The 17378-nt window shown below is 73.4% G+C and carries 15 protein-coding genes; 7 read left to right on the plus strand and 8 right to left on the minus strand.

Translation table 11 applies throughout. The features are described 5' to 3' along the window. Positions 1 to 41: 41 nt before the first annotated feature. Positions 42 to 515 (plus strand): low temperature requirement protein A, encoded by a 474-nt coding sequence (locus JQN83_RS05855; protein ID WP_208566014.1) that lies wholly within the window; start codon positions 42 to 44, stop codon positions 513 to 515. A 25-nt stretch (positions 516 to 540) separates the two neighbouring features. Here the strand turns inward: JQN83_RS05855 and JQN83_RS05860 are convergent, their stop codons facing one another. Then, positions 541 to 1986, minus strand: a complete 1446-nt coding sequence (locus JQN83_RS05860; RefSeq protein ID WP_307799044.1) for a pectinesterase family protein — start codon at positions 1984 to 1986, stop codon at positions 541 to 543. Positions 1987 to 2189: 203 nt separating this feature from the next. Here JQN83_RS05860 and JQN83_RS05865 point away from each other — a divergent pair, with 203 nt between their 5' ends. The 6 genes from JQN83_RS05865 to JQN83_RS05890 are packed head-to-tail and all read left to right on the plus strand — an operon-like array spanning position 2190 to position 8412. After that, positions 2190 to 3122, plus strand: coding sequence for an STM4015 family protein (locus JQN83_RS05865; protein WP_208566016.1), 933 nt, complete (start codon positions 2190 to 2192; stop codon positions 3120 to 3122). Positions 3123 to 3128: 6 nt separating this feature from the next. Next, a complete protein-coding gene (locus JQN83_RS05870; RefSeq protein WP_208566017.1) occupies positions 3129 to 4079 on the plus strand; it encodes an STM4015 family protein in 951 nt (316 codons plus the stop codon). 1 nt (position 4080) lies between these two features. Next, positions 4081 to 5277 (plus strand): STM4014 family protein, encoded by a 1197-nt coding sequence (locus tag JQN83_RS05875; protein ID WP_208566018.1) that lies wholly within the window; start codon positions 4081 to 4083, stop codon positions 5275 to 5277. Continuing rightward, on the plus strand, positions 5265 to 6068 hold the full coding sequence (locus JQN83_RS05880) for an STM4013/SEN3800 family hydrolase (protein WP_208566019.1): 804 nt from the start codon (positions 5265 to 5267) through the stop codon (positions 6066 to 6068). The genes JQN83_RS05875 and JQN83_RS05880 overlap by 13 nt, the downstream gene beginning before the upstream one ends. Continuing rightward, complete coding sequence (locus JQN83_RS05885) at positions 6065 to 7390, plus strand: STM4012 family radical SAM protein (protein WP_307799046.1); 1326 nt, start codon at positions 6065 to 6067, stop codon at positions 7388 to 7390. Before JQN83_RS05880 ends, JQN83_RS05885 begins: the two co-directional genes overlap by 4 nt. Beyond that, a complete protein-coding gene (locus JQN83_RS05890) occupies positions 7387 to 8412 on the plus strand; it encodes an STM4011 family radical SAM protein (protein WP_307799047.1) in 1026 nt (341 codons plus the stop codon). The genes JQN83_RS05885 and JQN83_RS05890 overlap by 4 nt, the downstream gene beginning before the upstream one ends. A 90-nt stretch (positions 8413 to 8502) precedes the next feature. Here the strand turns inward: JQN83_RS05890 and JQN83_RS05895 are convergent, their stop codons facing one another. The 7 genes from JQN83_RS05895 to JQN83_RS05925 all read right to left on the minus strand — a co-directional run bounded on the left by JQN83_RS05895 (position 8503) and on the right by JQN83_RS05925 (position 17352). After that, a complete protein-coding gene (locus tag JQN83_RS05895) occupies positions 8503 to 9996 on the minus strand; it encodes an MFS transporter (RefSeq protein WP_208566021.1) in 1494 nt (497 codons plus the stop codon). Then, a complete protein-coding gene (locus tag JQN83_RS05900) occupies positions 9993 to 11777 on the minus strand; it encodes an IucA/IucC family protein (protein WP_208566022.1) in 1785 nt (594 codons plus the stop codon). The genes JQN83_RS05895 and JQN83_RS05900 overlap by 4 nt, the downstream gene beginning before the upstream one ends. Further along, the gene (locus tag JQN83_RS05905; RefSeq protein ID WP_208566023.1) at positions 11774 to 12349 is read right to left on the minus strand and encodes a GNAT family N-acetyltransferase; all 576 of its coding nucleotides are present in this window, start codon (positions 12347 to 12349) and stop codon (positions 11774 to 11776) included. Before JQN83_RS05905 ends, JQN83_RS05900 begins: the two co-directional genes overlap by 4 nt. Next, positions 12346 to 13638 carry a lysine N(6)-hydroxylase/L-ornithine N(5)-oxygenase family protein gene (locus JQN83_RS05910; RefSeq protein ID WP_208566024.1) on the minus strand — a complete coding sequence of 431 codons (1293 nt, stop codon included), beginning with the start codon at positions 13636 to 13638 and terminating at the stop codon, positions 12346 to 12348. Before JQN83_RS05910 ends, JQN83_RS05905 begins: the two co-directional genes overlap by 4 nt. 24 nt (positions 13639 to 13662) lie before the next feature. Beyond that, positions 13663 to 15213, minus strand: coding sequence for a pyridoxal phosphate-dependent decarboxylase family protein (locus JQN83_RS05915; RefSeq protein WP_208566025.1), 1551 nt, complete (start codon positions 15211 to 15213; stop codon positions 13663 to 13665). Between the two features lie 187 nt (positions 15214 to 15400). Continuing rightward, complete coding sequence (locus JQN83_RS05920) at positions 15401 to 16645, minus strand: MFS transporter (RefSeq protein ID WP_208566026.1); 1245 nt, start codon at positions 16643 to 16645, stop codon at positions 15401 to 15403. Next, positions 16642 to 17352: a siderophore-interacting protein gene (locus tag JQN83_RS05925; protein WP_208566027.1), complete on the minus strand. Its 711-nt coding sequence runs from the start codon at positions 17350 to 17352 to the stop codon at positions 16642 to 16644. The genes JQN83_RS05920 and JQN83_RS05925 overlap by 4 nt, the downstream gene beginning before the upstream one ends. Positions 17353 to 17378 lie beyond the last annotated feature (26 nt).

The raw sequence follows: 17378 nt of genomic DNA on the forward strand, positions 1-17378 counted from the left end.
GGCGGGCTCACCCTGCGTCGCCATCACCCGCATCGGGGGGCTTGCGGTCCTGGTCGCTGTTCGCCTGGCTCGGCAACCGGGTACGCGCCAACTACGGCATCGCCCGGCTCACCCTGCTGGCCACCACCCCGGTGATGTTCGCGCTCGCCGTCACCACCCGGGAGGCGTTCCAGGACCCACCCGGCGGGATCGACACGCCGCCGTGGTTCGTGGGCTGCTATCTCGCCGTACGCTGCTGCTACCTGGGCCTGCGCCTGTACTCGTCGCCGCAGCTGCGGGCGCGCGACGTCCTGGCGCTCACCGTGCCCCCGGTCCTGGCCGCCGGCCTGCTGACCGGCGCGGCGCTGCTGCCGCGCACCGCGCTGCCCACCGACCGGATAATCGCCGCGCAGGTGCTGCTGTGGGTGCGGGCCGGCATCGTCGACTACGTCGTCAGCCAGGCCCTGCCACTGCCGCGCGGACCGTCCCGGTCCCCGCGTCGGTTCCGACGCGGGGACCGGGGTCACCCCGGGTAAGGTTCGTCCGCCGTCGGCCGGACGCTCACATCGGGTTCCAGCCGTCGCTGCCGGCCAGGTAGCGCTGCGGCGTGTAGGTGGCCGCCTGGGCGTCGCTGAGCTGGGGACGGTTGCCGTTGGTGCCGGCACCGGGCCCGGTGTTGCGGTACTCGCGGAACCGCGCGTTCTGCCACACGTTGCCGGACATGTCGATCCAGGGCTGGGCGGTCTTCAGGGTCGCGCTGAGCGTCGACTCGCGGTAGAGGACCTGGGCGTCCGGCCCCCACGGGCGACCGAGCTGGGTGGTGTTGTTCGTCGCCCCGGTGATCGTCGACCGGTAGATCAGCATCCCGTACGTCTTGCTGGCCGGCGTCCGGGCGGCGGTGATCGGTCCACCGGTCGACCGCTTCTCGTAGATCGAGCTGCTGTCGACGACGATCGTGCCGCCGCCGAAAATAAAGTCGACGGTGCCCTCCACGTAGGAGCCGACCACGTACGCGCGGGTCTTGTCGTTGACCAGGAAGGTGTCCTGGTCACCGAGGAGCCGGACGTTGCGCAGCACCGCCCGGTCGGCGTTCAGGTGCAGCGCCACCGCCTGCTGGTCGACGCCCGAGGAGTTCTCCACGAAGTCGTTGGCGATGGTCAGGTTCTCGGCGACGAAGTTCGCCCCGTCGACGAACATGCTCGCGCTGTTGAAGGTGCCGTAGGTGGTGCCGTCCGGCTTACGGGTGCCGGCGGAGTTGTTGTAGACGAGCACCACGTTCGACGGCGCCGAGCCGAGGCCCCGCAGGGTGACGTTGGTCTTGTTCGAGGCCACCCGGACGACCTCGCGGTAGGTGCCGGGCTTGATGGTGATCGTGGTCCGGCTGGAACTGTTCGCCGGCACCGCGTCGATGGCGGCCTGCACCGTGCGGTACCTGCCGGTGCCGTCCGAGGCGACCGTCGGCGTCCCGCTGGTCGGCGGAGGCGTGGTCGGCGGTGGGGTGGTCGGCGGAGGCGGGGTAGTGGGGGGCGGCGTCGTCGGGGGCGGGGTGGTCGGCGGTGGCGGGGTGGTCGGCGCGGCGGTGGTGGGGGTGGTCGTCCCGGTGCAGGCCGTGCCGTTGAGCGTGAAGCCGGCGGGGTCGGGGTTGCTGCCGGTCCAGGTGCCGTTGAACCCGACGTCCACCACGCCACCGGTGCCGATGGCGGCGTTGTAGTCGAGGTTGGTGGCGACGACGGCGCCGCTGGCCGGGCTGGCGGTGAAGCCCCACGCGCTGGTGATGGTCTGCCCGGCGGGGAAGGTCCAGCCGAGCCGCCAGCCGTTGACGGGGTCACCCAGGTTTTTGATCGAGATGGCGGCGGTGAAGCCACCGGTCCACTGGGCACCGACCTGGTAGGTGACCTGACAGCCGGCGGCGGCCTGCGCCGAGACGGCGGTGACGACACCGGCGACGAGGGTGGTGGTGACGGCGGTGGCGACGATCGACGCCGCCCGCCGGGTGCGATTTCTCACGAGCGAACTCCCCGGGGTATCCGAACACGGACCGCCGTGGGAGCGCTCACATGAGCCTTGCATACCCGACCTCCGCTGTAAAGCGTCACCGACCGGGCACTCCCGGTGGGCGCGGGCCCGTTCGGTCATCCGGTGCTGATCATCCTGTCGGTCGGGCCTGTTACGGTCGCGCCGCTGTCACACCAGTCGAGCCGGAGGTAGGCGTGATCCGTTCGCACATGTCGTCGTTCGCCGGAATGCCGGTGTTCCCCTTCACACCGGGGATGACCCTGCCCGACGACCCGTCGGCCGTCGCCTGGCGGCTGGAGGTCGAGGACTTCGAGGCCGAGCCGGAGGAGTTCGCCGGCCTGGTCGCGGCGCTGCGGGCGGAGGTGCCCGGCGAGGCGGTCCACGCCCTGGTGATCGGCGAGTGGGGCTCGGCATACGAGCGGGCCCTGCCGGTCGACCTGCTGGCCGACGCCGCGAAGGACTGGACCGCCCTGCGCGCGGTGTTCCTGGCCGACCTGGTCAGCGAGCAGTGCGAGATCTCCTGGCTCACCCACGGTGACCTCACCCCGCTGCTCACCGCCTACCCGCAGCTGGAGACGCTGTGGGTGCGCGGGGCCAACGAGCTGACCCTGCAACCGGTACGCCACACCGGGCTGCGGGAACTGGGCTTCCAGACCGGCGGCCTGCCGGCCGAGGTGACCCGGGCGGTGGGCGACAGCGACCTGCCCGCCCTGCACCGGCTCGACCTGTGGCTCGGCCGGCAGGACTACGGCGGCGACACCGGCGTCGACGACCTGGCCGCGATCCTGGCCGGCGACCGGCTGCCCGCGCTGCGGCACCTGGCGGTCTGCAACGCCGAGTTCGCCGACCACGTCGCGCGGGCGGTGGCCACCGCCCCGGTGGTGGCCCGGCTGGAGGTGCTCGACCTGTCGATGGGCGTGCTCACCGACCCCGGCGCCGAGGCGCTGCTGGCCGGGCAGCCGCTGACCCACCTGCGCCGCCTCGACCTGCACCACCACTTCCTCTCCCCCGAGGTCGCACAGCGGCTGACCGACGCGCTGCCCGGTGTCCAGGTCGACCTGGACGACCCGCAGACGCCCGACGAGTACCACGGCACCGTCTACCGGTTCACCGCGGTCGGGGAGTGAGCGGCGATGACGTTCGGTTCCCACGCGCAGACGTTCGCCGGCCGGCCGGTGGTCGAGTTCCCCGCCGACGGTCCGCTGCCCACCGTGGACGGCCCGGTCTGCTGGCGGGTCGCCGACTGGCACTTCGACGGCAACACCCGGCAGGACACCCTGTCGGAACAGTTCCGGGACCGGTTCGACAGGTTCGTCGAGCAGGTCGGTGACCAGGCCGAGGCGATGGTCGTCGGGGCCTGGGGATACGCGGCGTTCCACCACGCCCCGATCGCCCAGCTCTGCGCGGCGGCCCCCCGGCTGCCCCGGCTGCGGGCCCTGTTCCTCGGCGACATGGTCACCGAGGAGTGCGAGGTCTCCTGGATGCGGGTCGGCGACGTCAGCCCGTTGCTGACCGCGTACCCGCAGCTGGAGGTGCTGCGGGTACGCGGCGGCGAGGACTTCAGCTTCTCCCCGGTGCGCCACGACCGGCTGCGGACGCTGTCCGTACAGAGCGGCGGGCTGCCCCGGGAGTTCGTCGCCGCGGTGCTCGGCTCGCAGCTGCCCGCACTGCACCACCTGGACCTGTGGCTGGGCACCGACGACTACGGCGGGGACACCACCGTGGCCGACCTGGACGCGTTGCTGGCCGGCAAGCTCTTCCCGGCGCTGCGCCGGCTCGGGCTGCGCAACTCCGTGATCACCGACGAGTTGGCCGCCGCGCTCGCCACCGCCGCCGTGGTGCCCCGGTTGGAGCGGCTCGACCTGTCGCTGGGCACCCTGTCCGACGACGGGCTCGCCGCACTGCTCGCCGGGCAGCCCCTCACCCACCTGTCCGCGCTCGACCTGCACCACCACTACCTGTCGGAGGAGGCCGCCGACCGGGTCGTCGCCGCGTTGCCCGACGTCGAGGTGGACGTCTCCGAACCGCAGGAAGCCGACGAGGACGACGGGGAGACCTACCGCTACACGGCGGTGTCGGAGTGACATGCGACTGACCGTGGTGGGCAACCCCGACAACCGGCGGGTCGCGCTGCTCCGGCGGGCCGTACGCGAGGCGGGGTTGCCCGACCCGGCGGTGCTGCCCTGGGCGCGGGTGCTCACCGGGGCGGCCCCGCCGGACGCCGACGCCCTGGTCCGGGTCGACTCCCCCGGCGAGGACGCGGAGGTGGACCGGCTGCTGCGCGGCGCGGCCACCCCCGCCCGGCACGGGGAGCTGATCGGCCTCGCCGACACGTACGCCGGGCTGGTGGCCGGAATGGGCCGGGTGGCCGCCGGGGGCGCGACGCTGCTCAACCACCCCGACGACGTGGCGGTGCTGTGCGACAAGCGCCGCTGCCACGCGCTGCTGTCGGCCGCCGGCGTGCCGGTGCCGTCGGCGCTCCCGCCGGTCGGCGGCTACCCGCAGTTGCGGGCGGCGATGACGGCGGCCGGCTGGCACCGGGTGTTCGTCAAGCCGGCACACGGCTCGTCGGCGGCCGGGGTGCTCGCGCTCGCCGTCGGGCCGCGCCGGGTGCAGGCGGTCACCCCGATCGAGATCACCCCGGACGGGCTGTTCAACTCGCTGCGGCTGCGCCGCTACGACGACGAGGCGACCATCGCGGCACTGGTCGACCGGCTCGCGCCGGAAGGCCTGCACGTGGAGCAGTGGCTACCCAAGGCCGGGCTGGCCGACCGGGTGGTCGACCTGCGGGTGGTGGTGGTCGCCGGCCGGCCCACCCACGCGGTGGTCCGGGCCGCCCGGGGCCCGCTGACCAACCTGCACCTGGGCAACGCGCGCGGCGACCTGGACGCGCTGCGGGTCGCGGCCGGCCCGGAGTCCTGGGCGGCGGCGATGCGGACCTGCGAGCGGGCGGCGGCGTGTTTCCCCCGGTCACTGCATGTCGGGGTCGACCTGATGTTCCTGGTGGGCTGGCGGCGGCACGCGGTCGCCGAGGTCAACGCGTTCGGCGACCTGCTGCCCGGCGTGCTGGCCGACGGTCGGGACACCTACGCCGAGCAGGTGCACGCGCTGACCAGCGGCCGGTGGGACCGGTGGCGGGCGACAGCGCCGGCCCGCCCGCCCGGAGACGGCACGGCGGCGACGGGGCGCGACGCGGTGGCCGGCACGGCGACCGGGTCGGCCCGCCCGACGGCCGGCGGGCCGGCGACGACGCGACGGGAGGAGGTCGGATGCGCACGCTGATCGGCAGTCACGACATCTGCCTGGTCACCCTGGACACACTGCGTTTCGACGTGGCCGACGAGATGGCCGAAGCCGGTCGGACACCCCGGCTGGCCCGGGTGTTGCCGGGCGGGCGGTGGGAGCGGCGGCACTCCCCCGCCAGCTTCACCTACGCCGCGCACCACGCCTTCTTCGCCGGCTTCCTGCCCACCCCGGTGGGGCCGGGTCGGCACGAGCGGCTGTACGCGGCGGCGTTCCCGGGCAGCGAGACCGCCGGGGCCGACACCTGGGTCTTCGACGCCCCCGACCTGCCGACCGCGCTGGCCGGGGCGGGTTACCACACGCTCTGCCTGGGCGGGGTGGGCTTCTTCAACCGGCGCAGCCCGCTCGGGTCGGTGCTGCCCGGCCTGTTCGCCGAGGCGCACTGGGAGCCGGCGTTCGGGGTCACCTCCCCCACCTGCCTGGACGCGCAGCTCGACCGGCTGGCCGAGGTGCTGCCCGGCCAGCCCGCCGACCGGCCGGTGTTCACCTTCCTCAACGTCGCCGCCCTGCACCAACCCAACCGGCACCACCTGCCCGGCGCGGCACACGACAGCCGGGACAGTCACGCCGCTGCCCTGGAGTACGTCGACTCCCGGGTCGACCGGCTGTTCGCCCTGCTCACCGGGCGGGGGCGGCCGGTGTTCACGATCATCTGTTCCGACCACGGCACCGCGTACGGCGAGGACGGGCACACCGGCCACCGGGTCGGCCACAACGTGGTGTGGACCGTGCCGTACGCCCACTTCACTCTGCGACCGGGGGAATGGTGACCAGCACCGACACGGGCCTCGACGGCTCGCCGTACCAGCAGTACCTCTACGCGTACCCGCACAAGACCTCCTACCGGGCGTTGCGGCCCCGGCCGCTGCTGGCCGACGTGTGGCGGGCCGAGGCCCGCGACGCGTTGTTCCTCTATGTGCACCTGCCGTTCTGCGAGATGCGCTGCGGCTTCTGCAACCTGTTCACCCGGGCCAACGCCCCGCAGGAGCAGGTGACGGCCTACCTGCGGCAACTGCGCCGGCAGGCGGAACGGGTCGCCGACGCGCTCGGCGACGACGCCGGGTACGCCCGGGTGGCGTTCGGCGGGGGCACCCCCACCTACCTGACCGCCGACGAGCTGACCGACCTGTTCGACATCGTCACCGGCACCTCCGGGGCGCGGCTGCCGGGCGTACCGCTGGGGGTGGAGACCTCGCCGGCCACCGCGACGCCGGAGCGGCTGGCGGTGCTGGCGGCGCACGGGGTGCACCGGGTGAGCATCGGCGTGCAGAGCTTCCTCGACGTCGAGGCGCGGGCCGCCGGCCGGCCGCAGCGGCGCGCGGAGGTGGAGACGGCGCTCGGCGCGATCCGGGCCGCGGCGGTCCCCGTGCTCAACATCGACCTGATCTACGGCATCGACGGGCAGACGGCGGCGACCTGGCAGGAGAGCCTGGACGCGGCGCTGGCCTGGCGGCCGGAGGAGCTGTACCTCTACCCGCTGTACGTGCGGCCGTTGACCGGGCTGGGTCGGCGGGCGCACGGCCGGGCCGACTGGGACACCCACCGGCTGGCCCTCTACGAGCAGGCGGTGCAGGTCCTCGGCGCGGCCGGCTACCGGCAGGAGTCGATGCGGCAGTTCCGCCGCGCCGACGTGCCCGCCCCGGACGGGCCGGACTACTGCTGCCAGGACGACGGCATGGTGGGCCTCGGGTGCGGGGCGCGCTCCTACACCACCGCGCTGCACTACTCGTTCGACTACGCGGTCTCCGTGTCGCAGGTCCGGTTGGTGCTGGACGACTACCTGGCCCGCCCCGCCGACGACTTCCGCCACGCCGAGTTCGGTTTCGCCCTCGACGGCGCCGAGCAGCGCCGCCGGTGGCTGCTCAAGTCGCTGCTGCGCGCCGAGGGGGTCGACGCGGCGGCCTACACCGCCCGGTTCGGCCGGCCGCCGGGCGAGGACTTCCCCGAGCTGGGGCACCTGGTCGCCCGGGGGTGGGCCAGCGCCGACGGGCTGCGGCTCACCCCGGCCGGGTTGGCCCGCTCCGACGCGGTCGGCCCGTGGCTGACCTCCGCCCGGGTCCAGCAGGCGATGACCGGGTACGTGCCCCGGTGACCGGCCGGCCGCCGTCGTTGCCACACCCCGTCACGCCCCGGGCGGCGCAGCCGCTGCACCCCGTCACGCCCCGGGCGGCGCTGCCGCTGCGCCCTGTCACGTCCCGGGCGGCGCAGCCGGGGTGTTCCGGGGCCGGGGCCGCCGACGTCGGGGCGGAGCTGGCGGTGCTCTACCGGGGGCCGTTGGCGAGCTGCAACTACGACTGCCCGTACTGCCCGTTCGCCAAGCGGGTCGACCCGCCGGAGCTGCTGCGCGCCGACCGGGCGGCGCTGGACCGGTTCACCGGCTGGGTGGCGGCCACCACCGACCGGCGGCTGTCGGTGCTGTTCACCCCGTGGGGCGAGGGGCTTACCCGCAGCTGGTACCGCGACGCCATGGTGGCGCTGTCGCACCTGCCGCACGTCGACCGGGTGGTCATCCAGACCAACCTGGCCGCCCGGGTGGACTGGCTGGCCGACGCCGACCGGGCCACGGCGGCACTGTGGACGACGTACCACCCGGGGCAGGTCGCCCGGGACCGGTTCCTCGCCCGCTGCGCCCGGCTGTCCGAGCTGGGCGTGCGCTACTCGGTGGGGGTGGTCGGCCTGCCCGAGCACCTGGCCGAGGCGCGGGCGCTACGGGCCGCCCTGCCCCCGGAGGTGTACCTGTGGGTCAACGCGGCCGACGGGCACCACTACCCCGCCGACCAGGAGGCGGCCTGGACGGCGCTGGACCCGCTGTTTGGCTGGAGCGTCCGTCCGCACCCGTCGCTCGACCGGCCCTGCCACGCCGGGGAGACGGCGATCTCCGTCGCGGGTGACGGCACGGTGCGCCGCTGCCACTTCCGGCCCACGCCGATCGGCAACCTCTACGACGGGTCGTGGCGGGCCGCCCTGAAGCCCCGGGCCTGCGACGCCGCGCTCTGCGACTGCCACATCGGGTACGTCCACCTCAAGCCGCTCGGGTTGCGCGACGTGTTCGCCGGTGGGCTGCTGGAACGAATCCCGGCCGCCTGGCCGGTAGGCAGCGGGGCGGCCCGCTGAGCGGGGCGGAAACCGGCAGCCGGGCGGCCCGCTGAGCTGCCGCGACACCCGGCAGGCGTGCTCGGCGGGTGCGCCCGACGGCGGACACGCTCAGCGGGTGCGTTCGGCGCGGCGCAGCAGCCCGGCGGCGAGCAGCCCTCCGGCGAGCACCGCCACCGCCCCGGCGGTCTGCCCGGTGACCAGCGCCGACGAGAAGGCGTCGGTCACCTGCGCGCGTTCGGTGTCGTCTGCGGCGGCGGCCAGCGCGGCCGGGTACGATCCGACGCCGGCCACCGCGACCGGCGCGAGCGCGGCGAACCGGGCGTTGAGCACCGCCCCGAGCACGGCGATGCCGAGGCTGCCCCCCACCTCGGCCATGGTGCCGTCGATCCCCGCGCCGACGCCGGCCTTCGACGGCGGGATGGCGCTCATCACCGCCTCGACGATCGCGGGGTTGGCCAGGGCGCAGCCGAAGCCCATCACCAGCAACCCGGTCAGCAGCACGCCGTAGCCGTCGGTGCGCACGTGGGTGATCAGGGTCAGGCCGGCGGAGAGCAGCACCATGCCCAGCGCGATGGCCCCGGGCACCCCGAGCCGGCGGATCAGCCGGGTGGCGACCCCACCGAGGTTGAGCAGCACGATGGACAGCGCGAACGGCACCATCCGCAGCCCCGCCTCCCAGGCCGGGTAGCCGCGGACGAACTGGAGGTCCTGGGTGAGCAGGAACAGCGCGCCGGTGGACCCGAAGGTGATCAGGACGACCCCGGTGACCGCGCCGACGAACCGGCGGTCGGTGAAGAAGTGCATGTCCAGCATGGGTGCGGTGATCCGCCGTTCCCACCAGACGAACGTGGCCAGCAGCAGCACCCCGCCGCCGGCCGCGACGAGCACCGCCGGTGCCGTCCAGCCACGCTCGGGACCGTCGATGATCGCCCAGACCACGCCGGTGAGGCCGGCGGTGGACAGCAGCACCCCACCGACGTCGGGCCGCCCACCCACCGGGTCGCGGGACTCCGGCACCAGCGCGAGACCGGCCACCAGGCAGAGCAGCACGATGGGCACGTTGACCAGAAAGATCGCCCCCCACGGCAGGTGGGCGAGGATGATCCCGCCGATGGGCGGTCCGGCGGCGTACCCGAGGGCACTGGTGGCCGCCCAGAGGCCGATCGCCCGGGAGCGTTCGGCCCCGTCGAAGACCTGCATGGCGACGGCGAGGGTGGCGGTGACCAGCAGTGCCCCGCCGACGCCCATGCCGGCGCGGGCGGCGATCAGCTGGTCGCCGGAGCGGGCCAGCCCGGCGGCCAGCGAACCGACGCCGAACAGCACCAGGCCGGCGACGAGCATCCGGCGGCGGCCGTAGCGGTCGGCGGCGCTGCCGGCGGTGAGCAGCAGCCCGCACTGCACCAGCGCATACGCGTTGATCATCCACTGGATGTCGGTGGTGCTGGCGTCCAGTTCGGTGGTGAGCACCGGCACCGCCACGGTGAGCACCGTGTTGTCGAGCACCACGGTCAACTGGGCGAGGCAGAGCACCGCCAGGATCAGCCATCGGGATCGCAACGGGGTCGCCGGGCCGGGCCGCGCGGCGGACAGCGCGGTGCTCATCGGGGCGGGGCGTGCCGGGCGAGCGGGTTGCTCAGGGTGCCGGCGAACTGGAGGGCCGCCGACGGGTCGGCGAGGTCGACCATCTGCTGGTTGTTGCGCAGTTGCAGCCGGTTGAGGCAGGACAGGGTGAACTCCGGGGCGAACAGGTCGTGCCGGCGCAGCCGGTCGGCCAGGTGCGGCACCCGGGCGGCGTAGTCGGTCACGCAGTCGGCGACGGTGCGCCAGAAGTCGTCCTCGTCGAGCACCCCGGCCCCGGCCAGCACGGCGTTGAGGTGGCGGAAGAAGCAGTCGAAGACGTCGGTGAAGATGGTCAGCAGCTGCTCGTCGTCGGGGATGGCGGCACGGACCCGCTGCACCAGCGGTGGCAGGTCGACGTCGGGGTCCATCACCACGATCTCCTCGGCGATGTCCTTGAAGATCACCCGCTCGACCGCGCCGTCGTGCAGCACCAGGATCACGTTCTCGCCGTGCGGCATGAAGGCCAGCCGGTGGGCGTAGAAGCTGTGCAGCAGCGGCACCAGGTAGGCGTCGAGGTAGCGACGCAGCCACTCCCGTGGGGGCAGGCCGGACTCGGCGATCAGGGCAGCGGCCAGCGACCCTCCGTCGCGGTCGGTGTGCAGCAGGGCGGCCATGGTGGACAGCCGCCGGCCGGGGGCCAGGCCGGGCACCGGGCTCTCCCGCCACAGCGCCGCCAGCATCTTGCGGTACGGCGAGTAGCGGTCGGTGGCCGCCTCGTACTGCGGATGGCGGTAGCCGACGGCGGCCCGCTCCCGGATGACGGTCAGTCCGGTGCCGGCGAGCACCGGGTCGCCGGTGACCAGGTCGACGAGCCAGTCGTTGATCGTCGGGGTGGCCTCCATGTAGGCGGCCGACAGGCCCCGCAGGAAGCCCATGTTCAGCACGGACAACGCGGTCTTGACGTAGTGCCGCTGCGGGTCGGTGACGTTGAAGAAGGTGCGGATGGACTGCTGCGGCAGGTACTCGTCGGGGGCCTCGCCGAGGCAGACCAGGCGCTGCCGGGCGACCTCACCGGCGAAGGTGACGGCGAGCCGGTTCCACCACTGCCACGGGTGCACCGGGATGAGCAGGTAGTCGTCGGGGTCGAGGCCGGCGTCGGTCAGGGTGGTGGTGAACCGGGCCAGGGTGTCCGGGCCGAGTTCGGTGCGCAGCAGGGTCGGGTAGTCGAGGTCGGCGGCGCTGCTGAAGGTGGCGTGGTCGCGGTGCGCGGCGACCCAGACCAACCGCACCGGCCGGCCGGTCTCCGGGGCGTACGCGTGGTATTCGTGCACGCCGAAGCCGATCCGGCCGTTGTTGGCCACGAAGCACGGGTGGCCCTCGGTCATACCGGTCTCGATGGCCTGGAAGTCGGCGCGGGCCAGTTCGGCCGCGCCCACCGCCGGCCGGTCCAGCTTGAACGCGGTGCCGGCCAGGGTGGAGGTGATCTCCTCCAGGTAGACGGGGAGCACCTGGTCGGTGAGGCCGAGCGCGCCGCGCAGTTCGAGGCAGAGGTCGACGGCGTCGGGCGGCAGGTCCTCGTCGCCGCGTCGCCGGATGATGCTGTCCGGGTCGACCTGCCAGTGGTCGAGGGCGAAGCGGCGGGCGGTGAAGCGGTACTCGACCGTGCCGTCGTCGGTGCGGACGGCCCACCGGCCGTCCCCGGTGGCGGCGGGCTCGATCAGGCGTTCGTGGGTGAACTCGGCAAGCGCCTTGGCGACCAGCAGCCGGTTGGCGCGGGCCCAGGTGGCGGGGGTCAGGTGGGCCACGGCGGCGGCGGGGTTCACGCGGGCAGGTCTCCTCGGGTGGCGGCCAGGAACTGGTCGCGGGTGCAGACGCTGAGCAGGGCGTCCTTCTCCGGTTTGCGGATCGGACCGACGACGGTGAACCCGACGGCGGCGTTGAGGGCGTGCACGGCGGTGTTGCGCACGTCGGGTTCGACGACGACCCGTCGGGTGGCCGGGTCGGCGAAGAGCCAGTCCAGGACGGTGGTGATGACGGCCCGGGTGAAGCCGTGCACCGGCTGGTCGGTGGGGGCGCAGAGGAAGTGCATGCCGACGTCGCCGGGCTGCGCGGGGTAGAGGCCGACCAGTTCGACCCGGGCCGGGTCGTAGCGTTCGGCGAGGAACGCCGGGTCGCCACGCCACAGCCCGAGGTACGCGTCGTGGTGCGGGTGGTCGGCGATGCCCCGGTACTCCCGGGCGACCCGGTCGACGTCGGCGTCCTGCATCAGCCAGAACGCCGACTTCGGGTGGGTCACCCAACCGTGCAGCAGCGCGGCGTCGCCCTCCGGGTCGAGGGTGCGCAACGCGAACCCACCGAGCGCGGGGTCGTGCCGGTGGTGGACGACGGGGGTCACGAGGCGCCGCCGGCCGGAACGCCGAACTCCTGGAAGGCGATCCGCTGCTCGATCGGGTAGTGCTCGCGCCCGGTCAGCTCCCGGATGATCCAGGAGTTGCGGTACGGGCCCATGCCCAGGTCGGGTGAGGTGATGCTGTGGGTGTGGGTGCCGGCGTTCTGGAGGAACACCCTCCGGCCGGTGTGGTCGATGCTGTAGTTACGGGCCACGTCGAACCGGCCGTGGGAGTCCCAGCGCAGCCGGTCGTGGATCGGGGCGAGGAACTCCGGCAGCCGGTAGTGGTAGCCGGTCGCCAGCACCAGCCCCTCGGTGTCGAGGGTCAGGTCGTGCTCCTGTTCGATGTTGCGCAGCCCGAGGGTGTAGGTCCCGGTGGTCTCGTCGTACCGGGCGCTGGTGAGTTCGGTGTTGGTCAGCAGCCGGGTCGGCACCGGCCCGTGCACCCGGTGGGCGTAGAGCAGGTCGAAGATGTCGTTGATCAGGTCGGCGTTGATCCCCTTGAACAGGTTCTTCTGGGTGCCCTCCAGCCGGTAGCGGGTCTCCTCGGGCAGGGCGTGGAAGTAGTCCACGTAGTCCGGTGAGGTCATCTCCAGGGTGAGTTTGGTGTATTCGAGGGGGAAGAAGCGCGGCGACCGGGTGACCCAGTTGAGCTGGTAGCCGTGGGTGCCGAGGTCGGTGAGCAGGTCATGGTAGATCTCGGCGGCGCTCTGCCCGCTGCCGACGACGGTGATGCTGCGCTTGGTACGCAACGCCGCCCGGTGTTCCCGGTAGCGGGAGTTGTGGATGACGTCGCCGCCGAGGCCCCGGCAGGCGTCCGGGACGTGCGGCGGGGTGCCGGTGCCGAGCACCAGGTGCCGGGCCCGGTGGGTGACCCGTTCGCCGTCGACCACGGCGTGCACCACGTACCGGTCGTCGGCGGGGTTGTACTCCACGGAGGTGACCCGGTGACCGAAACGGACCGAGGGCAGTTTCGCGGCGGCCCACCGGCAGTAGTCGTTGTACTCGTGGCGCAGCGGGAAGAAACTCTCCCGGATGTAGAACGGGTAGAGCCGCCCGGATTCCTTCAGGTAGTTGAGGAAGGAGTACGGCGAGGTCGGGTCGGCCAGGGTGACCAGGTCGGCGATGAACGGCGTCTGCAACCGGGTGGCGTCCAGCAGCATGCCGGGGTGCCAGTCGAACTCGTCGCGGGCTTCGAGGAACAGGCCGTCGAGGTCGTCGAGCGGCGCGGTCAGGCAGGCCAGCCCGAGGTTGTACGGGCCCAGCCCGATGGCGATGAAGTCGTGGGTCGACACAGGGGTTTTCTCCAGGGCGGGTGGTCAGCCGACGGGGCTGGACAGCTCGGCGGTGGCCCGGGTGCGGGCGTACCAGCCGGCGTGTTCGGCGATCAGGTCGAGCACGTGGGCGATGTCGTCGAGGGTGGTCTCGGGGTTGAGCAGGGTGATTTTGAGGTGGTGGGCGCCGTCGACCTTGGTGCCGGCGACGAGGGCCGTGCCGGAGGCGGCCAGCGCCTCGCGGGCGTACAGGTTGGCGTCGTCGACGACGTCGCGGCCGGCGCCCGGCGGCAGGTAGCGGAACACCACAGTGCTCAGTTGTGAGCGGGTGACCACCTCGAAGCGGGGGTCGTCGGCGAGCAGCCGCCAGGCGGCGGCGGCGAGGTCGACCACCTCGTCGAAGAGCGCGCCGACCGCGTCCGCGCCCATGATGCGCAGGGTGAGCCAGAGCTTGAGGGCGTCGAAGCGGCGGGTGGTCTGCAGGCTCTTGTCGACCTGGTTGGGGATGCGCCGCTCGGCCATCCGGGCCGGGTTGAGGTAGTCGGCGTGCCAGGTGGCGTGGCGCAGCACCCGCCGGTCGCGCACGAGCAGGGCGCTGGAGCTGACCGGCTGGAAGAACGACTTGTGGTAGTCCACGGTGACCGAGTCGGCCCGTTCGATGCCGGCGAGCAGGTGCCGCCGGGTCGGCGAGACCAGCAGCCCGCAGCCGTACGCGGCGTCGACGTGCAGCCAGACCCCGGCGGCGGTGCAGATCTCGGCGATCCGGTCCAGCGGGTCGATGGTGCCGAAGTCGGTGGTGCCGGCGGTGGCGACCACGGCCAGCACGGTCTGGCCGTCGCGGCGGCACCGGTCGAGGGTCTCGGCGAGTTCGTCGGTGCGCATCCGTCGGCCGGCGTCGGTGGCGACGGTGAGCACCGCGTCGGCGCCGAGCCCGAGCAGCTTGGCGGCTTTCTGGACGCTGAAGTGCCCGGCGGTGGAGGTGATGATCCGCAGCCGGGACAGCACCTCGGGCCGGCTGGGCCGGTCGGTGCCGCCGCCGACGATCCGGGCGTACGCCTCCTCCCGGGCGAGCAGCAACGCGTGCAGGTTGGACTGGGTGCCGCCGCTGGTGAAGACGCCGTCGGCGGCCGGGCCGAGGCCGATCCGCTCGGCGGTCCAGTCGATCAGCCGGCGTTCGATCAGGGTGCCGCCGGCGCTCTGGTCCCAGGTGTCCAGGGACGAGTTGACCGCGCTGAGCACCGCCTCGCCGAGCAGGGCGGGGATGACCACCGGGCAGTTGAGGTGGGCCAGGTAGCGCGGGTGGTGGAAGTAGACGGCGTCACGCAGGTAGACGTCGTGCAGTTCGTCGAGGGCGGCGGTGGTGTCGCCGAGCGGCCGGTCCAGGTCGATGCCGGCGATCCGGGGGGCCAACTCGTCGGGGGTGACGCCGGTGGCGGGTCGGTCCACTTCGGTCACCCGGGCGGCCACCCGTTCGATGCCCTGGGTGACGGCCCGTCGGTAGTCCGCGACGGTGCCGGCGTTGAGCAGGTGGGCGCGGGGCGGGAGGGGGTGCGTCCCGGTCACGGGGGCCTCGACGGTGGATCCGGGCAGGCTCATGGGCAGTCCTCGACGGTCGGTGACGGGCGCACTGGCAGGGACGGTGGGGCAGGGGCAGGTCGTCCCGGCGGCCCAGTTGATCTCGCGAGTTAGGCTACCCTAACCTAACCTCTTGTCAACGCCGACACCCGCCGGAGGGCGGAGGGCGGATCGGCCGGCAGGCGACGGGGGGCAGCCGGGTGGAGGGTCAGCCGGGCACCCCGACCGACTGCGCCGCCGGCTCGGCCGTCCGGGTCGGCGCGACCCGGAACCGACGCTGGTGACCCAACCCCACCACCACGCCGAGGGCGACCAGCACGACCGAGGCGACCGCCACGGCGGGATAGCCGACCCGGTCGGCCGCGGCGAGGCCGATCGAGGCCGCGACGAACGAACAGACCAACCCGAACGACGACAGGACGGTGAAGTCGGTCCCCCCGGTCTCCGGCCGCGAGTAGTCCATGTTGACCACGTAGAGCACCACGTTGGCCACGGTGTACGCCGCCATGAAGCAGCACAGGGCGGCGACCGTCGTCCCCAGCGGGGCCCGCCCGTTCATCAGGGGCAGCAGCAGCGCCGTGGAGACCGCGAGGGCCGCTCCCCCGACGACGAGCAGCCGACCCCGGCCGAACCGGTCGACGCCGACCCCGGCGAGCAGGCCCGCCACGATCGCCGGGGCGCTGATCACCACGCCGGTGACCACGCCGATGCGGGCCAGCGACCAGCCCGCGTCGACCAGCGCCGGGGTGACCAGGGCATAGGCCGCGCCGGCTCCGGTGTAGACCAGCGGCACCACGCCGAAGGTCCACCAGCGGCAGCCGGGCTGCCCGAACACCGACAGCAACGCCCGGTACGCCTGCCCGGCACCGGCCACCCGGGCGACCCGCTCCGGTTCCCGCAGCCGCCACACCACCACCAGCCCGACGGCGGTCAGCGCGGCCAGCAGCCCGATCGCCGGCACCCAGCCGTACCGGTCGTAGACCAGCACGCACGCGCCCCCGCCGAGCAGGTTGCCCAGGTAACTCGCGGCGACCTGGATGCCGTTGCCGGCCCCCCGGGTCCCCTCGGACAGCACCCGGACGGCGACCGCGTCGACGGCGATGTCCTGGGTGGCGGAGAGGAAGACGTAGGCCGCGCAGATCGCCACCACCGGGCCGAGCTGCCGGGTCGGATCGGCGAACGGCAGCAGCGCCAGCAGGCTCAGCACCAGGCCCGCCTGCAACGGCAGCAGCCAGGACCGGTAGTGCCCGTGCCGGCGGGAGCCGTACCTGTCGAGCAGCGGGGCCCAGAGGAACTTCAACGGCCAGACCAGGCCGACGAACTGCAGCAACGCCAGGGTGTCCAGCGAGGTGCCGCCGTCGCGCAGGATGGCGGTCAGTCCGACGGTGATGAACCCGATGCCGAGGTACTGCGTGACGTAGAGCGCGGTGAGCGTGCCGAGCCGTCCCTTCACCGGGCGCTCCAGTAGCCCAGCGAGGTCAGCTGCTGCTTGCCCACCCCGAGGGTGCGCCGCACGTGCTTGGTGAGGGCACGGGTGGTGGCCGCCTCGCAGGCCACCCAGTAGTGGGCGTCCGGCGCGGCCGGGAGCGCGTCGCGGACGGTGTCGACGAGTTGCTGCCCGTCGTCGCCGCGCGGCACCCAGGTGACCCGGTGCTGTTCACGGGTACGCAGGGCCAGCGCCCGCTCCCCGTCGTGGGCGTACTCCAACCAGATCGTGGCGGGGGTGTCGGGCGCGGCGTCTAGCAGGCTGTTCACCGCCGGCAGCGAAGCGGCGTCACCGACCAGGTAGAGGTGGGCGGGTGCCGGGTCGGGCAGGGCGAAGGCGCTGCCCTGGAGGGTGGCGACGATGGTGTCACCGACCTGCGCGGTACTCGCCCACCGGGCCGCGCACCCGTCGTGCAGGGCGAACTCCAGGGTGAACCGGCCGGCCTCGGGCTCCGGGTCGACCAGCGTGTACGCCCGCTGGTGCGCCCGGCCGGCGTCGTCGAACCAGAGCCGGATCCACATGGTGGGGTGCACCTTGCCCGCCGCCAGCAGACCGCCGTCGTCCATCAGCAGACGCTGGTAGTGCCCGCCGACCGACTCGGTGCCCCGCACGGTCAGCCGGAAGTCCCGGCCGCCCATGGCCTTGAGCACCAGGGCCTCCCAGTTCCGTTTCACACGCCCTCCAGGTAAGGTCCGCCTAA

The organism is Micromonospora antibiotica (assembly GCF_017599305.1).
GTDB lineage: Bacteria > Actinomycetota > Actinomycetes > Mycobacteriales > Micromonosporaceae > Micromonospora > Micromonospora antibiotica.